The sequence below is a fragment of the Nostoc sp. genome (genome assembly GCF_036917235.1).
In the GTDB taxonomy this organism is placed as follows: domain Bacteria; phylum Cyanobacteriota; class Cyanobacteriia; order Cyanobacteriales; family Nostocaceae; genus Nostoc.
Genome location: NZ_JBALDU010000035.1, coordinates 73,479 through 91,783, shown reverse-complemented (window position 1 = coordinate 91,783; position 18,305 = coordinate 73,479). Strand labels below are relative to the sequence as shown.

Below are 18,305 nucleotides of genomic sequence, written 5' to 3'. Positions count from 1 at the left end.
AGTATTACATCTCTACATTTTTTCACTCATATCTCTATTGGGTGATATCTACGTTGAGGGTTCTAGCTTTAGTGGAATCATCACAACAAACTCAGCACCTTGTCCTGGTGCTGAAATACACTGGATCTGTCCTCCATGTTTTTGGACTATAATTTGGTAGTTAATGGATAATCCCATACCCGTGCCTTTACCCACAGGTTTTGTAGTGAAGAAGGGGTCAAATAGGCGTTTGCGTACTTCCTCAGTCATGCCTGGGCCATTGTCAGCAATGCTAATGATTACATAGTCTTCTTGAATAAGGCTGCGAATGCGAATTTGTGGAAAAGTCATTTGTCCTTGGGAAGCAGTGCGTTGGACGGGTTTCCCGGCTTGTACCTCTGCTCTTAAGCAAGCTACGCGCAGCGTCTGTGACAGGAGAAGCAACTGCCGTTCATTTGTCCTTTGTTCACTTTGTTCAGTGTTATTTACTAATGACATAGGCGCTTCACCTTTCTGCAAGGTATGGCTATTGACAAATGACTCTTCTAAAGAATCGATCGCATTTGTCAGCAGATTCATAAACACCTGATTCATCTGTCCAGCGTGACACACTACTGGTGGCAGGTTGCCGTAGTCTCGAATTACTTGAATTTCGGGATATCCTGGTTTGGCTTTTAGGCGATTTTGCAACAGGAGCAAGGTACTATCCATACCTTCATGAATATCCACTGCCTTTGTACCGTCTTCATCAAGGCGAGAAAAATTGCGTAAAGACAGGACAATCTGCCGAATGCGTTCAGATCCCATCTTCATAGACTCCAGGATTTTGGGTAAATCTTGCTTGAGAAAGTCTAAATCAATGTCGCAGATTTGTTGGTTAATCTCTGGTGTTGGTGGGTAGTAGTTTTGTTGATAAAGTTCTACTAAGTGCAGCAAGTCTTTGGTATATTCACTGGCGTGGCTAATATTGCCGTAGATGAAATTGACGGGATTATTGATTTCGTGGGCAATACCTGCAACCAATTGTCCCAAACTGGACATTTTTTCAGTTTGAATCAGTTGGGCTTGAGTTTGTTGAAGTTCTAGGAGTGCTGCTTCTAGTTGCTGGGCTTTGTCTTGGGCAGTTTGGGCAGCAATGCGACTTTGGGTATAAAGTTTAGCTTGGTCAATGGCGATCGCTAGTTGAACTGTAACTGCTTGTAATAATTCTACTTCGTTGTTTGACCAAGGCCGAAAGCCACTACAATAACCACAGCTAAATGCACCAATTTCGCCAGATTGGGTGTGTACAGGCAGCGACATAAAGGCAGTAAAACCAAAATCCTGCAAAAACTGCTTTGCTATGGAATCGCCCATAGTCTCAGCATCATTAATACGGATGATTTCTCCGTTCAAAGTTTTGGCTGCGATTAGTTCAATTTCTCCATTAGTTGCTTCTTGTTGTTTAAGTAGACAGGGTAAAGAGGAACTTTTCGCCTCATATACTCTTTCCCAGGATGGTACATCAGCGTCTTGCCGATACCAAAAAAAGGCGCAGCGATCGATCTGAAATAAGTTATGAATCTCCTGCACTGCGGTTTCCACAATGTGATTGAGATCCAAAGAAGCTCGAATCTGATTAGAAAGACGATTGAGTAGTGCTTCTCGCTGGGCGCTTTCTCTGAGTGCAATTTCTGCTTCTTTGCGATCGGTGGTGTCATGGCAAATACCAACGAAGTATAAAATATTGCCATTAGCGTCTTTAATCGCAGATGAGTTGCTTGTATGCCATCGCCAACTATCATTTTTGTGTTGGACTCGATATTCAATTGCTTCTTGTTTCTTGCCTGTTGTCAAAATTCTTTGAAAATAATCGACACAGATATGCACATCATCAGGATGTATAAACGGAATAAAAGATTTGCCTTCAACCTCTGCAACCTCATGCCCAAAAATCTCAGTCCAGTTAGGAGAAACGTAGGAAAATATTCCTTCAAGTGTCAACGCAAAAATAACGTTGTTGGCATTTTCCACAATGCTGCGGAACTTGGCATTACTTTCTATTAAGGCTGCTTGGATGTTGTCGCTGGTGTCGCGGATTAGAACTATGATTTGCTGGTCTGGTAATGGTAATAATCTAGCTTCAAAATTATTGTTTTTTTCTGGTAGCGGTAAGGTATATTGAAAACTGACTTCATATTGAGTTTCAATTACTTGATTTATTGCTTGATGGAAGCGATCGCCTACAGCAGTTGGTAAGCATTCTCGCAAACTCTTGCCCTGACTATCTCCTGGTGGAATATACAGACTCTGGTTCAATCCTTGCTTGTAATCAAGAATACTTCCAGCAGCATCAAGGCGAAAGTATGAATCAGGAAGTACTTGCAAAATCGCTGCAAATTCTGATGTTTTTTGGCGTAACTGTGCTTCAACTGCTTGGCGTTTGCTAATTTCAGTTTGCAGTTGCTCTAATGCTTTTGCTAATTCTATCGCCCGTTCTCTATCTGTAATTTTACGTAGGCGACGAGAGGAATTTCTAGATGGCGAACAGCTTTCTGTTAGGGAAGGTTGACTTATCCCTATCGGCACTTCTGTTAGATCGATACAATAACCGATGTAACCGACAAAGCTACCATCTGCTGCAAATCGTGGCGCGGCTGTATCTAAAATCCAGCGATATTCACCATCAGCTCCACGCAGGCGATATTGCCTCTGGAAGGAATCATGCGTCGCAAATGCTCTCAGGTATATATCTTCACATTGCTGTCTATCTTCTGAATGGACGCTGCAAGTCCAGATATTGCCTATCTCCTCTTCTCGCGCAGATGCAAACGCGGCTGTTGTTAGATGTGTTCCAGTAAATTTCAGCCAATTGGAATTGAAGTAACAGTAAAGTGCATTGCATCCAGACATCCAAATCATCAGAGGAGCAGTATCCGTTTGCTGACAAAATACTTTTTCATGCTGTTGTATTTCTTCCTCTTCAACTATGATTTGGTTAACGTAGCTCTGCACCTTTTTAGAAAACACTTTTGCCTGCCTGCTCTGCCTAAATTATTAAAGTAGTAGTCTGAAAATATGATTTGTTAATACATGGATATAATCTTGTTTATACCAACCTGCTAACGATCTTAATACTTTATTTATTTTTATATCGGCAGAAATTCCTCTTTTACTGTAAATAAATCGAAAAAATGCTGAAGTTATCATTAAGATTAACTTCAGCATTTTTTGTGAGATTTAAACTAATCTATATATCAGGGAGCTTCTTTGACTTTGTTTATTTTTGAAATCGCCAATAAATTCATCTTAGCAAGGTGATTGCATTGCTGAAAAACCTGATTCAGCTTTCCTAAAACTATATGATTCTCTGCAAAGCGTTGATGTCTTTATAATAAATTCATAATAATCAAGAATTTTATCCAAAATAAATATTGATTTTTTATCAAGATGAATTCAGCATGAATTAGAATCTGGCTGATGGCTCTAGCTTGCTTATAACAATGGGTATAAAAGAGTTACAGAGCCACATCTGTATTCAGGAATTTTTATCTAATTAGTGGTATAAAAACCAACTTTATTTATTTATAATTCTGGATGATGATGAATGTATTATTTTTTATTGTTCCCAACAAAACCCAATTTTTTAAAATTGTCTTGACTAGTCAAAATGCCTTATATAGCAATCCTATCTGAGTTATGAGAAATCTAAGTGATGACTAACCGTTTCTCTACAAGACACTAAGTATAGCTTGCTTCCTCGTAGATAAGTATGCCAAATAAAACAGAACAAAAACAGAATTCACAAATCTCACAAATGATTTAGGATTGCTATAGCAAAATTGCAAATTAAATGAGAGAAATGCTAAATGTGATATCAACAGGTTGCAACAATTACTGGAAATCACATTTTATATGTTATAAAGCTCACAGAAATTAATGTTAGGCGGAAACTACTTTATGGAACCAGATCAACTAGGCCGTTTTAAGGAGTACGGCGAATTCATCCTCCGAAAGATAGATTCTGTGCCCCAGTACCCTTCTAAGCAAGAAGATTGGGTTCCAGCTAGTCTTGATGACTGTCTTCTTCGTTTGCGATCGGCTGCCCAGAAAACTGTAGACCTGGCAACTTCGCCTGTCAAAATTGGTGTGATGGGGGAATTCAGTAGTGGAAAAACCTTACTTTTAGGCAGTCTAATTGGATATGCAGATGCTTTGCCAGTCAGTGAAAACCCCACTACAGGTAATGTTACCGCCATACATATTATCCCGCAAGACGATTTTGCCACGACACAATTAAGTAATTTTACGGTTGAGTATCTTTCTCATGAAGGAGTACATGAGTGTCTACGCTTTATGTTAGGGGAAGCCCATAAACGCACGACAGCAGCAGGGCTTCCTCCGATACCAGTATCGAAACTCAACTCTGGCAACGATATTATTAGCTGGTGTGAAGAAGCCTGGAATAGCAGTAACAATTTAGAGCTACGTTATTTACTCCGGGAGTTGGTATTATTCCTGCGCGCTTATCAAGCTTATGGGGAAGTTATGTGTGGTGGGCACTACCAGATTGATGCGGTGACTGCCCGCGAGGGGCTACAGCTAGTCGAGCAGCCAATGGCAATCCAAACTCTGAAATTCGAGGATCTGCCCCCAGCACACATCCGATTACCGAGTCCGCCCCAAAGGCTACCAACAAAGTTGTTACAGAATAGCTTTCCACTGATCCGCCGCGTAGATATTGATGTGAAAATCTCACGGGAAATTTGGGATTTTGCAGACGCAGCTAAATTTATTCTCATCGATTTTCCGGGATTGGGGGCTGCTAATTCCGGGGCTAGGGATACCTTTTTGTCATTGCGGGAATTGGCAGAAGTACAGACAATTTTGGTATTGCTAAATGGTAAATCTCCGGGTAGCGATCGCGCCAATAAAATCTTCACGATGATGCAGCAGCAGCGACCGGGACAAGACCTGAAAGATTTAATTCTCGTCGGTGTGGGTCGTTTCGATCAACTACCTCTAGATAGCGAGGGTGGCGAAAGAGAACTTGACCATCTGATTGAAGATAGCCATTTAGAAGAGGAAACGGTTCTCCAAAAACTCAAAGTTCTGCAAACTACCATTGACGGTGCAGCAGCATTTACAACCGAAAAAGACCGCATCGTTTTACTATCGCCACTGTTGGGGTTGGCTGAATTAGCAAAACGTTCTAGTACCGTGAAAGCAGGTTCACCAGAATTTTTGGCTAACTTAGACTATCCTGATTATCTAGATCGGTCTAAACGCCTACAACAGAAATGGGAGCTATTAAGTGAACGGCTGCTAGAATCTAACACCCGTAGCTATTTAGGCAGACAGCTAGGTTACTTTAGTCAAGATGGGGGACTTAGTAAGCTGCGGGAATTGATTCAAACCCACGTAGCAACTCATGGTCTAAAGCAACTCTATGAAGATACTAGAAGAGCTGCTGATGTGGTGAGTCAGCAACAAGATCACTTGAAAGACATCATAGATGAAATTCACGATCAAGGCATCCCCACAGGCGATAGTCCCGCTTTTATCGAATTGCGTTTTGTGGTCGAAAGCTTAGATAAAACCTACAGAAATTTTCAAAAAGATATCGGGAAAGAACCACTTAAAGATCGGCGCGGTGTTGTTGTCAGCGATGTAGTTAAAGACGAACTTACCTTTAGAATCCTTAATTGGAACCAGTGGACTTTACTCTTCAACAAAGCCAATAATGGAGCGATCGCTCTGGCAGAATCTAAAGGTGCAGCTGGGAAATTATTCGATCGGGGAAACCGCGTAAATACTTCCCTTCCAACTAAGAGCGATGATTTTTATCCAGTATTTGAGAAAACCGTTAAAGAAGTAGAAGATTTTGCGCGCGATCGCATTCAGCAAGCAGTGGTAGATTTGTTGAGCCAATTATCAAATTATATAGCCCCAGAACGCGAACAATTGCAGGCATTTTTCCATCCAGAAATGGAACAAGAAATCGAAGAAAAATTTGGTTTTGAAGATGCCGATCTCTTTTACAAATTATTACTAGGATGCGATCCTAACGAATGGAAAGAAGCAATCATCGCTGAAATCAGTAGTAAAGACAAAACCGTTGCACCCGAAATTATCTTTCCTTTAGCACGTCAAGACGATAAACACAACGTTGGTCAAATCTTTGATTGGGCACCAGAGAAAAGCCAAGGCTTACCCAGATCCAGCAATCACCAACTTTTAGTACTGCGACTGCGAGATGAAATTACTGCTAGTGCCAGCCTCCATCTTGTGCAGTATGTTAGCGAAGTTAATCAGCAAATAAATGCCGAACTAGAAGGCATTTTGGATCAAATTATTCCTAGTTTGCAAAACCTTTCAAAAAAAGAAACTTTGCTAAGATATTTGGCGGCTGGCGAATTGCCATCTGAGATCCAAATTCCTACTTGGTTGCAAATTATTGCTGAAATAGCGGCTGTTTCTCCCTCAGATGATTTGGATTTGAGATGAGGCGATCGCTTAGAGATATGAGGATGTATTTGTGAGACGTGATGCAATTTTTTATACAATTTTCAAGCGTGTCCCAGGATTGTTTTTCGAGTTAGTAGAACAACCACCGCCTGAAGCTGCTAGCTATCGCTTTGAATCAGTTGAGGTTAAAGAACCAACATTTCGGATTGATGGGGTATTTTTACCTCCACCGGATGCAACCTCTCAGACGATCTTTTTTGCTGAGGTACAATTCCAAAAGGATGAGTTACTGTACCATCGATTTTTCACCGAATCCATGCTGTATATGTATCGTAACCCTTCGCTTTACGATGACTGGTACGGGGTAATTATTTTACAATCTCGCAGCTTGGAACCGGAAAAAACCAATATTCACAGATCGTTACTGAACAGTTCTCAAGTACAACGAATTTATTTAGATGAGTTAGGTAGTCCTGATGAGTACAAAGTAGGTATCAGTTTGATGCTGTTGACTATTGCTTCAGAGACTCAAATGGTTCGGGAAGCGAAACGTTTAATTGAGCGGGTGCAACAAGAAGAGATAACTCTCTTGGCTAAGAAGGAGATAATAGATGTAATCACAACAATTGCAGTTTATAAATTCGCAAACTTAAGTCGTGAAGAGGTAGAAGCAATGTTAGGAGTTAAGTTAGAAGAAACTAGGGTTTATCAAGAAGCTAAACAAGAGGGGATAGAACTAGGACTAGAACTAGGACTACAACGAGGACGAGAACAAGCAAAACTTGAAGTTGTACCTCAGTTCTTAGCCCTTGGTATGTCGATGGAAGAGGTTGCCCAATCACTTAATTTAACCATCGAACAAGTAAGACTTGCAGCTGAGTAATCACAACAATTACTGGTTATAAATTTGCAAACTTAAGTAGTGAAGAGGTAGAGGCAATGTTTGAAATTACGTTACAAGAAACTAGGGTTTATCGAAAAGCTAAATAAGAAGGACGACAAGAAGCACTAGAAAAAGTAAAACTTGAACTTATACCTCGGTGTTTAGATTATGGTATTTCTATAGAAGAGGTTTCCCAGTTACTTGATTTAACTATCGAACAAGTAAGACTTGCAACTGAGCAACAGTCTTCAACATCAACTTAGTAACATACCGTAATTTTCATAGCAATGCCTAGTTTGAGCTACGCCTACGTCCTTTCATCTAAAAGCGTAGGCGTAGATATCGCGCTAAATAAAAAAGCCAGTGCTAAACAGAATCAGTGGTACAGGAGCAAAAATTAAAAGTTTTTACCATAAGGATTCTCTGAATTTGTAATTTTATAATGCAATATTACAGTTTTTAGCCAGCTATAAAATAAACAACAGAAAGTGATACTATAATGAACCCTTTCCAATTAAATAACTATAGCGATCGCGAACCAAGCGAGAAACAACAAAAAAGATTTCCGGGATGGTTTGCTTTAGATTTTGGTACATCGAATTCGACAGTCACACTTTTCGATCCAATGGAAGTACCGATCGCAGAAATCTTACCAAAAGAACAAGAAATGCGGTTGCGCGATCGCTTATCGCAATGGCTAAGTTCTCCCGTATCTGTGGCTTTACCGGATGTCAGCGCTGATGATTGGGCAAAGTTTATCACAGAAATTAGCAAAAATTTGGAGATAGAACCCAGCCGATTGAGCGAAGTATTTGAAAGTGATAATAAAGAGCGATTTTTGGAAGCAATTCGCCAAATTGAACTTTCTTTAGGAAACAGCGAGAGATTCCGCCGTGCTGTCAGCAAAAAACTTTACCAAATTTATCATGAGGTGTTCCGCGTCCCTACCCTAGAGTCACAAAATCTGATCCCAGTTGTGCTGGATATCGATCGCCGCGATACGGAAATTCCCAGCGAGTCGGAAATTTCGCATTTAGAAGACTTAAAACTACGGATGGGAAGGGAAGCTAGAGATAACCGAAAAAAAGCGATCGCTCAAGGTACAAGCGGTTCTTTAAAGGAAATTATCAGCAGGTTTCACCATTCACCCAAACGTTATTTTGGCCAGGAGCGATCGTTTTCAATTATTTTGGATGGTGAAGAAGAAACAATTACCGCAAATCAGTTAATCCAATCTGCTTGGGCGCATTTAATCGAGTTAACTGAAGATTATCGCCAACACGCACGACGCAGATTTTCGGAAGGAGATTTTTTAACAGCAGTTGTCACCTACCCAACAGTCGCTCCTCCAGTTGTTCGTAAAGAAGTTAGAGAACTGGTTGAGCAGTTGGGGATCGATGATGTACAAACTGCTTATGATGAAGCCGTTTCTGTGGCAATATTCTTTTTATGGCGAGAATTTGGTGGTAATCTCAACATTGGCATTGAGTCATTCAAAACTCGTTGTCGCCAAGTAGGAAATAAATGGTCACAAAATGTCCTCGTTTTGGATATCGGCGGCGGAACTACAGACTTAGCTTTAATCGAACTGACTTTAGAAGATAAAACCCCAGCTTTTGCTGATTATGAAGACCGAGGTTTAGGAGGACGTTACTATAAACTCACTCCCAAACTATTAGGTTCATCTGGTCATTTACAGCTAGGTGGTGAGTTAATTACACTGCGAATTTTTCGATTATTAAAGGTTGCGATCGCAGACTTTTTATTGACAGCAGTAACAACAGGTGATATTGAAAATGAAAAGCTAGAAGATTTAATTAACTCTGAGTTAAACGAGCGCTTCTTAGAACAAGGCAAATTTAAAACTGGCAGTCTTTTAAAATGTCTGGATAGAGAGAATCCTGAAGGTGATATTTCTTACAAAGATGCCCTAGATACTGCTGAGAAAGTATTGCCCACCCGTTGGCAACAAGCACCTCAACGTCTGCAATCTTTTTATATTCTCTGGGATTATGCAGAAGCAGCCAAACTTAAACTTGGGCAAAAGCCACCAGCAGAGAATTCTCTATTAACCTTCACACTTTCTGAGCAGCAAATTTCTGAATTGCTCACCCAAAGCGCCGTTAAATTGCAAGTCCAAGATCCAAATAACATCTGTGTCACCTTAAATAACCAACAATTTGAACGAGCCGCCGCATCTGGAATTAAAGAAGCGATCGGGATTGCCAAAGGATTAATGGAAAGTCGTTTGCGTCCCGACGAACTCACCAAAGATTCTTGGAATTCTCAAAAAGTTGATTGGTTAATTTTGTCTGGAAAAACTTGTAATTTAGACATAGTACAGCGCCAAATTTACCAAGAATTTAGTAAATCTCCATATTTTGTCTGGAATCCAGAACGAATTACTTTTGTGTTGGAATTTACCAAGCTGGCTACATCCGCCGGGGCTTGCTATGCCGAAAAGTTACGAAGATTGAGATTCGATCCAGAAGAGTCTAAAAGCTTGCTGCGTAAAGGAGCAAACCAGCTAGAAATTGATGTCAAAAACCTCTTTTATTATTTGCCCTGCAACTTCAAACGCAAAACCCAAAGCAACGATTTACTAACTATATTCAAAGCTGGACAAGAGCTCTATCAACTCGCACCTTGGGAAACTGTTGCTAAAGTTCGTACTCATTGGCAAGGCATACAATTAACTAACATTATCTACCGTCAAGATTACGAAGAGGGAGATTTACGACTATGGGGAAGCTTTGACGGCAAAAACCTCATGAATCAACTGGAAATGCCAGAAGCAGAATTTCTGAAAAAAATCAAAGTCCAGTTTGAAATTGACCAAACTCTCGAATTTAACGTGTTGCTTTGTCAGGGAAATCCCCATTACTTGATTGATATTTCTGGTATTGATTTAGAAGCGGTAGTTTCAGAAACTTCAGCGCTATTTGCTGATGGTAAATTGAATTGGAATATAGCTGTAGAAGGCTTCAATAAAGACTTAAATGATGGTGATATTGCCGTCAATGTAATTGAGTCAGCAACTGTCGATCAACCAGATGCCTATCATCTTGTATTTGAAGTAGGAAATGATGGTAGTAAAACGTTCCAAAAATTTCACTATCTCCGCGATGGTGTGACGCAACCAGGAATTGGGTTAATTAGTAATCCCTTACCTCCATTCCCACAAACTGGCCAGCACACCTTTTATGTTTATCAAACAGATGCCGAAACCAATAGCAAAAAATGGATAAGAATTGGCGCACTCAGTAAACCAGATATAACCACAGATTACCCTTGCCAATATCGTGTAACTCTCGACGATCGAGGTATTCTAAGGATGCACGCTGGTGAAGTGCCTTACTGGACATCACAAAATCAAGAATGCTTGAAAGAAGAAGGATGTGTTTATCGTGCTGAATTAGAATTGCAACCTAATGAAGTTGATAAAGAACGCGATCCCTTTTGTGGCATACATTAAACCTCTGTGTTCCTCTGCGCTAACCTTCTCTGCGAGACGCTTCTCTTTCAGAGACGCTAAAGCGAACGCGAATGCGTTCCTCTGCGTTAAATAAAAATTAATATTTTTAAACGAAAAGGGGCGCAGAGGTTTGCCAAGTTTAATTCTATGAATATATTTGGAGGTGATATTTATGCAGCACTTGCGTCAATTATTAGAGATAGAAAACTCAGAGTTAGCCCAATTACTGCGGTTTAGTTTGTATGGACTAGAGGCTACTTTAAATCAGGCTCACACAGAATTACCACTAGATCCAGGATCTAAAATATGCGATGAGGTGCTGCAAGAACTCCATAACCTGTTGGAACCTTCACCCCCACAGCAAAATACTGGTTGGGAAGATACACAAGATGAGTTAAAATTAAGCCACCTTCGAGAAGCTTTTAATTCTGACTCAGAACTTAGTTATTATCTGGGTAATTCCCAACTACAAAGCCAAACAGACTCAGACTTGTGGAATGAGATTCAACGCAAACTGCTGCGAGTTCCAGAGGATTTGGCTGCATCTTGGCAACAGCGTACCTTAGATATGGCTGAAAAAGTTGGTGCGATCGCAGATAATTCTAACCTTTATCAACTTCCCTTTATCCGCGATGAAATTATCTACCCCGGACTTAGTGGTACTATTCAAACTCAGGGATTGTGCTTATATCAACAAGCACTTTCAAATCCACTAGTTACCCAAGGCAATGCATCTGATTTACCAGCGGCATTCCTATTTTTATATATGAATTTTATTGAAATTGACCCAGATTTACATCATGCTTTAAAGAGCGTTTTTAGTTTTGATGTCATTTCCTTACACTCTAAACCAGAACAGCGCGATCAATATATTGAGGCTTTAAGCGATCGCTTCCAACGCACTCAAAAAGCAGAAAAAAACACCGATCCCCTATCAATTCTCCGTGCCTGGATTGATATGGACGAGGCTATACATTCCCTAATATTCGTACCACCCGCTGAACGCTATTCTTGGTGGGGAAAGCTACAACATGAATCACGGCGCATCCTGAAGAAAGTCGCTGATGAAGCTATTAATGCAGGTAATGAAGTGCGAATTCGCCAATTATCGGGACTTTATGCAGATATCTGTGCTTTATCCAAGGATGACTTACAACTAGACTGTGGTGGTATTCCTGGCGAAGTCTTAACTTGTCTTCGAGTGTATGCGCGAATTAATCAAGAAGAATCTCCAGGGCGTGTAATATTTCGCTCATCACGCTAGCTGCTAGCAACTTTTCTAATTCTTGAGATTATGAGGCAAGGCAGACAATTTTACTAATCTCCGCCTTGCCTCATAATCTAATGAAGCTAAAAACGTTTAAATCTAAAGGATGCCCCAGAAGTGTAAAATCCCTTGACCAGAAAATACTTCAAGTGCAACAGCGGATAAAAAACCAATCATTGCAAAACGACCGTTCCAGTTTTCGCTCTGAGGAGTGAAGCCCCACCGCAAAGCATTAGGATCTTCTGAAACCGAAGGCGTAGTCTTCTTAACGTCTGCCATAAATAATACTCCGAGCTTTTATGTTGTAACAGTTATCACTGTCTGTAAAGTAATGTAACAGACTTTTACGAAAATGCAACATAAACTATAGATAAAATTCAGTAAGAGATATTACGGCTACGTAGTTTTTTGTTGGTAGGTTTGCGATCGCCTATGAGGGCAAGCTACGCCCCAACAGCCAATTACTTCAGAAAACTGTAGCCATTCAGGAGGAAATTAACTCTTGCTTGGTCATTTCTATGCTTTAATAACCAGTGCTGAACTAAACTATGGCAAAAAGAAATATTAAGAAAAATTTGGATATATGGCAGAAGTTCTTCATTTTACAGGATTTATCAAAGGAGTGACCTATAAAACTTACTTGGATGATAATTTAAGTAGGATTAGTTTAGATGTATTTGATGTCAATAAAGAAAGGGGTTATGGATTAATCAAGTCACCTACAACTGAAATTGCTTATTCAAAATGGGTCTCACCTAAGAGAACCAGAAGTTACCCATTTGCGAGAATTTATAATACATATAATTCCTCGAAAGTTATAACTATTATCCCAGTGATTAAAGATGAGGGCAAAGATGGCGATATAGATAAAATTCAATACTCTACAATTTCTTGGATGAATTTGCTTAATATCTATATAGTACTTGCTTATTACGAAACAGCAAAAAAAAGTACTAAAAAAGGGCAAATTGATAAGAATAAGTTGAGTAATCAGAAATTTGCTAATGATTTTGTTAAATTTCAAATCAGTGAAATATTAGCATATCGCCAAAGCGCACTTCATTGGAATAATAATCTATTTGAAGAAAGATTTACACAAACGTTTGAAAAAGCTCTAGATTCTTATGATTCGATTTTTCATCAAACTGGAGTAATAATTCACTCACGAGAAGGATTAGATAAATATTTACATAAAATCAGAGAAGAGTTTGAGGAATTTAAGAATATTTCTCTTAAAGGTTCTCAGAGTGCTAGTAAGAGAGAAGCGCTGACTTCTCATAAGCTAGAATGTTTAGTGGATGGATTAAAAGCAACTTTTAGTATTGAAAACTATCTTGGCGGAATTTACTATTTGACTCCTGATGAGATAATATTCGAGAACAACACTTATATTATACAAGAGTCAAAAAATACTTCAACAGCATCTTTGCCAAAGCTCCCTGATATTCAAGATGGCTTATTCAAGCTAATTTTATTTTCTAATTTAGATTCTTTAATATTGAATGGTCAGGAAGTATTATTTGCTACAAAGCTCAAGCTTACAGGTAACAATATTATTGGTTCTATTGTCTTTCCAGATGCATCACTAGAAGAACTCAAATATTTTTTAGAAGTTAATATTAAAAGTTTTAATACAAATCAAAAAATAATTATTAAAAAATTGGCTTTAGAAGCTGAAAATAATCAGAAACTTCAAATAGAAGTATCCAGTAATTTTTAAACCTTATAATTTTTGGTTATGATCAAAAGTCCTCTGCGATATCCTGGTGGTAAGTCAAAAGCAATTAATCAAATATCTGAATACTTACCAGAAAGCTTTTCTGAATTTAGAGAACCTTTTGTAGGTGGTGGTTCTGTATTTATTTATATAAGACAAAAGTTTCCTCATATCAAAATTTGGATTAATGATTTAAACCGCGAACTATTCTTATTCTGGAAGTTTGCTCAATCCGATCTAGCCCAGTTAGTTCAAGAAATTCGGCATATTAAAGTTAAATATACAGATGGTAAATTATTATTTGCAGAATTAACTAGCGTAGATGTCAATAATTTATCTGATTTAGAAAGAGCAGTTCGCTTTTTCGTACTCAATAGAATTACTTTTTCAGGAACTGTAGAATCAGGCGGTTTTTCTGAACAAGCATTTCATAAAAGATTTACTGATTCTTCAATAGAACGGCTAGAAAAGTTAGAAAATATTCTCTCAGAAAATGTCCAAATTACTAATTTAGATTACAGCCACCTATTAAAATCAGAAAGTGAAGATGTATTTTTATTTTTAGATCCGCCATATTTTAGTGCTACGAAATCAAAGCTATATGGTAAAGATGGTGACTTGCACACTTCTTTTGAACATCAGAGGTTTGCTAACCTTTTGCAACAATGTCATCATCGCTGGCTAATTACCTACGATGACTCATCGCACATTCGAGAAAATTTTCAATGGGCTAATATTTCAGAGTGGGAATTACAGTATGGGATGAATAACTATAAGCAGAGTGGTGCAGCTAAAGGAAAAGAGTTATTCATTACTAACTACGAAGTTAAACTTGATTTGGATAAAAAATCACAAGTTCAGAATCTTGCTAATCCAGCTTTGCAATTAAGCCTTGAGATTTAAACCTAACTTTGATAGCTTCCAATTTTCCGGTAGGATAACCCCATAGCTCTCAATATAGCTACAACATACAAACCTTAGCTATGATAACTCCCTCAATCCCTGCTCAAGAATTCTCTGCTAGCTGGTATGTCCTGCTACAACAATTAATTGATGGCCAATCCTTATCCCGTAATCAAGCTGCTGAATTGATGCAAGGTTGGCTCAGTGAAGCGGTTCCCCGAGAGTTGTCAGGGGCTATTTTAACAGCATTGAACTTTAGAGGCATTTCTGCCGACGAGTTGACCGGCATGGCTGAAGTATTACAATCTCAATGTTCCCCACTCAGCACTCAGCACTTAGAACTCAGCACTGTAATAGATACCTGTGGCACTGGTGGAGATGGTTCATCAACCTTTAATATTTCTACAGCCGTTGCATTTGTCGCCGCAGCATCTGGTATACCTGTCGCCAAACACGGCAATCGTTCAGCCTCAAGTCTCACAGGAAGTGCAGATGTATTGGAAGCTTTGGGTGTAAACTTGAGTGCCTCTAGTGAAAAAGTACAAGCCGCACTACAAGAAGTCGGGATCACTTTCTTGTTTGCCCCTGGTTGGCATCCAGCACTCAAAGCGGTTGCGTCATTACGGCGGACTTTGAAGGTGCGAACAATTTTTAATTTGCTCGGGCCGTTAGTAAATCCCTTGCGTCCAACTGGGCAGGTAGTGGGCTTATTTACTCCTAAGCTTTTGGCAACAGTTGCCGAGGCTTTACAGAATTTGGGCAAGGAAAAGGCGATTGTGCTGCACGGACGAGAAAAACTTGATGAGGCTGGGTTAGGAGATGAAACTGATTTGGCGGTGTTATCAGACGGAGAAGTGCAGCTAACTACCATTAATCCCCTAGATTTAGATTTAACGCCTGCTTCCATAGGTATGCTTCGGGGTGGAGATGTCCAAGAGAATGCGGTGATTCTCAAGGCGGTACTCCAAGGTAAGGGAACTCAGGCGCAACAGGATGCAGTAGCTTTGAATGCCTCGTTGGCACTGCAAGTAGGAGGTTCGATCGCACTTCTAGATCACGCCCAAGGCATTAAAATTGCTAAGGATATCCTACAAAGTGGGGCTGCTTGGACGAAGTTGGAGGAGTTAGTTGAGTTTCTGGCGGATTGATTTGCGATCGCAATTGCGGGCGAAACTCTACGACATTACGCTTAATGGTGACATCGTAGTTACCAAAAAAGTCATGTCCTAAAAGTCCAGTTTCTAGTTCCGCACCTGCGATCGCAACTGGTATTTTATTCACTATTACCCCGCCAACTGCCATCGAATTAACATAGCCCACGGGAAATTCTACCGCTCTAGAACTCGCGGTGTTTGCCTTAGCTTTTCCCACTGTCACGATTCCCAAAGCATTAGCCATATCTTGGGTAATTACAGTGCCACTTGCTCCAGTATCGACAATCATCTCAAATTGTTGCTGGCCATTGAAGGTGACTTCCACAATTGGCGTACCACCAATTCGTCTTTTTATCGGCGCTGTAAATACTGCTTCATCGGGAATCACCACTGCTGATGACGGCAAACCTGGCTCTGGTGATAACGGTTTTACTTGTATAGGAGGTAAAGTGAACTTTGGTGTGGTTTCTCTTTGAGGAACAACAACGACTATTTTCTGAGGTTCTCTAACTACAACAGGGCGGGGATTAGCTTGCTGTTGGGCATATTTAACTTGGCGGCGATATTCCTTAATTTTGGTTTGAGCGATCGCAAATTCTGGGCTTTGTCGCCGTACTTTTTGCATCAGCGCGATCGCCTCCTGGTACTGACTCGCCACCAACTTCCAATCATCTGGAGATTGAGCCGATTGGCTGATACTCCAAGCGCCAACAGCTTTGTCTCGTCCGATCTCAAAAAGACTTGGTTCACTTTCAAACGGATCTAGCGGCTGCGCTTCTGGGCTAGCTGCTGGTCTTACTGGTTCAACGGTAGGCTTTCTTGATGCAAGATCCCCAACTGGTGTTTGTTGCTCATTGCCAACAATCGCAGTGTTCTGTTTGTCTTCACTACAGGCAACACACAAAACCGCTAGAGCGCTTGATACAAAAATTAGGGTTGCACGGGATAAAAAAGACTGAAGCATAATTAATTTTAACTGCCCAAGCTTTGCCAAATCCACTCCCGCTACTTTAATTCCCTTTTAATTTTAATTAACTATCTTAAAAACTCCCAATTGCTCAACTCATGGGATAATTAGCAATCGCAGTATTGGGTACTAGGAATTAGATACTAGGGAAGAAGCAAGGGAGTAAAGAGAAAGGGAGTAGAGTTTTCCCCACCCTGTACCTCTCTATCCAATACCCAGTACCCAATCCCCAGTACCCAATCCCCAATCTACTATGCCCCTGACTGACTCAATACCAGCTTTACTTGTCCTAGCAGATGGAACCACTTATCGCGGTTGGTCTTTTGGTGCAACGGGAACCGCGATCGGAGAAGTGGTGTTCAACACTGGCATGACCGGCTATCAAGAAGTCCTGACTGACCCTAGTTACCGCGGTCAAATTGTCATTTTTACCTATCCTGAATTGGGGAATACTGGCGTCAATCCTGAAGATGAAGAATCAGATGGCCCCCAAGTGCGGGGTGCGATCGCCCGCAATATTTGTCAGCGTCCAAGTAACTGGCGATCGACACAATCTTTACCTGACTACCTCAAACAAAATCATGTGCCAGGGATCTACGGCATCGATACCCGCGCCCTCACACGCAAAATTCGGATGTTCGGAGCGATGAACGGTGGCATTTCTACAACCATTCTCGATGAAGCGGAATTGCTAGAGCAGGTACTAGCAGCCCCAAATATGGCAGGATTGAATCTGGTTCGTGAAGTCACCACCCCAACGGCTTATGAATGGTCTGATCCCACAATTCCAGCTTGGGAATTCAACGCTGAAGCTGCGGAAAATGTTGAGGAAGCCTTTACTGTTGTTGCCCTTGACTTTGGCGTTAAACGCAATATCTTGCGTCGCTTAGTAAGTTATGGTTGCCGGGTAATTGTTGTACCCGCTGATACACCACCAGAAGAAATCCTCAATTACAATCCAGATGGTGTGTTTCTTTCTAATGGGCCTGGCGACCCTGCTGCGGTCACTGAAGGGATTGCAACTGCCAAAGCACTCCTGTTAAGTGAAAAACCCATCTTTGGTATTTGTATGGGACACCAAATTTTAGGTCATGCACTAGGGGCAGAAACCTATAAACTCAAATTTGGTCATCGTGGTTTGAATCAGCCTGCCGGTTTACAACAACGGGTAGAAATTACTAGCCAAAACCATAGTTTTGCTATTGACCCAGATTCTTTACCTACAGCAGTTGTGGAAATTAGCCACCTAAACTTAAACGATCGCACCATTGCCGGGGTACGGCACAAATCTCTACCTGTGTTCTCCGTACAGTATCACCCAGAAGCTAGTCCTGGCCCACACGATGCTGATTACTTGTTTGAGCAATTTGTTCAATCCATGCGAACAGCACGTCAAGCCGTGGCAGAGGTGAGGTAAAAATAGGGAATGGGGACTAGGGACTAGGGACTAGGAAATAAGATTAAGAATACTATTTTCCAATCCCCAATCCCCAATCCCCAATCCCCAATCCCC

11 protein-coding genes are annotated in these 18,305 nt (G+C 40.5%); 8 read left to right on the top strand and 3 right to left on the bottom strand.

Annotated elements, in window-relative coordinates; genetic code table 11:
- Nucleotides 1–48: 48 nt before the first annotated feature.
- Nucleotides 49–2,988: a PAS domain S-box protein gene (locus V7K44_RS12490; protein ID WP_334931827.1), complete on the bottom strand. Its 2,940-nt coding sequence runs from the start codon at nucleotides 2,986–2,988 to the stop codon at nucleotides 49–51.
- 930 nt (nucleotides 2,989–3,918) lie between these two features.
- Here V7K44_RS12490 and V7K44_RS12485 point away from each other — a divergent pair.
- From V7K44_RS12485 to V7K44_RS12470, 4 genes are all read left to right on the top strand, one after another.
- The gene (locus tag V7K44_RS12485) at nucleotides 3,919–6,465 is read left to right on the top strand and encodes a proteasome protein (protein ID WP_334931825.1); all 2,547 of its coding nucleotides are present in this window, start codon (nucleotides 3,919–3,921) and stop codon (nucleotides 6,463–6,465) included.
- A gap of 31 nt (nucleotides 6,466–6,496) precedes the next feature.
- Nucleotides 6,497–7,309 (top strand): Rpn family recombination-promoting nuclease/putative transposase, encoded by an 813-nt coding sequence (locus V7K44_RS12480; protein WP_334931823.1) that lies wholly within the window; start codon nucleotides 6,497–6,499, stop codon nucleotides 7,307–7,309.
- Nucleotides 7,310–7,808: 499 nt separating this feature from the next.
- Complete coding sequence (locus V7K44_RS12475) at nucleotides 7,809–10,784, top strand: molecular chaperone (protein WP_334931821.1); 2,976 nt, start codon at nucleotides 7,809–7,811, stop codon at nucleotides 10,782–10,784.
- A gap of 172 nt (nucleotides 10,785–10,956) precedes the next feature.
- Nucleotides 10,957–12,048 carry a hypothetical protein gene (locus tag V7K44_RS12470; RefSeq protein WP_334931819.1) on the top strand — a complete coding sequence of 364 codons (1,092 nt, stop codon included), beginning with the start codon at nucleotides 10,957–10,959 and terminating at the stop codon, nucleotides 12,046–12,048.
- A gap of 102 nt (nucleotides 12,049–12,150) precedes the next feature.
- Here V7K44_RS12470 and V7K44_RS12465 read toward each other — a convergent pair whose 3' ends face one another.
- A complete protein-coding gene (locus V7K44_RS12465; protein WP_069071239.1) occupies nucleotides 12,151–12,330 on the bottom strand; it encodes a high light inducible protein in 180 nt (59 codons plus the stop codon).
- Between the two features lie 304 nt (nucleotides 12,331–12,634).
- Here V7K44_RS12465 and V7K44_RS12460 point away from each other — a divergent pair, with 304 nt between their 5' ends.
- The 3 genes from V7K44_RS12460 (at nucleotide 12,635) to trpD (ending at nucleotide 15,819) form a co-directional block, all read left to right on the top strand.
- On the top strand, nucleotides 12,635–13,771 hold the full coding sequence (locus V7K44_RS12460; RefSeq protein ID WP_334931816.1) for a hypothetical protein: 1,137 nt from the start codon (nucleotides 12,635–12,637) through the stop codon (nucleotides 13,769–13,771).
- 18 nt (nucleotides 13,772–13,789) lie between these two features.
- Nucleotides 13,790–14,671, top strand: a complete 882-nt coding sequence (locus V7K44_RS12455; RefSeq protein ID WP_334931814.1) for a DNA adenine methylase — start codon at nucleotides 13,790–13,792, stop codon at nucleotides 14,669–14,671.
- 80 nt (nucleotides 14,672–14,751) lie between these two features.
- Nucleotides 14,752–15,819: an anthranilate phosphoribosyltransferase gene (gene trpD, locus V7K44_RS12450; protein ID WP_334931812.1), complete on the top strand. Its 1,068-nt coding sequence runs from the start codon at nucleotides 14,752–14,754 to the stop codon at nucleotides 15,817–15,819.
- On the opposite strand, the gene V7K44_RS12445 is transcribed toward trpD, so the two are convergent.
- Nucleotides 15,749–16,789 (bottom strand): retropepsin-like aspartic protease family protein, encoded by a 1,041-nt coding sequence (locus tag V7K44_RS12445; RefSeq protein ID WP_334931810.1) that lies wholly within the window; start codon nucleotides 16,787–16,789, stop codon nucleotides 15,749–15,751. The two genes, trpD and V7K44_RS12445, sit on opposite strands and share 71 nt — an antisense overlap.
- Before the next feature lie 256 nt (nucleotides 16,790–17,045).
- On the opposite strand from V7K44_RS12445, the gene carA reads away from it, so the two are divergent.
- A complete protein-coding gene (gene carA, locus V7K44_RS12440) occupies nucleotides 17,046–18,209 on the top strand; it encodes a glutamine-hydrolyzing carbamoyl-phosphate synthase small subunit (protein ID WP_334931808.1) in 1,164 nt (387 codons plus the stop codon).
- The last annotated feature ends 96 nt before the right edge of the window (nucleotides 18,210–18,305 follow it).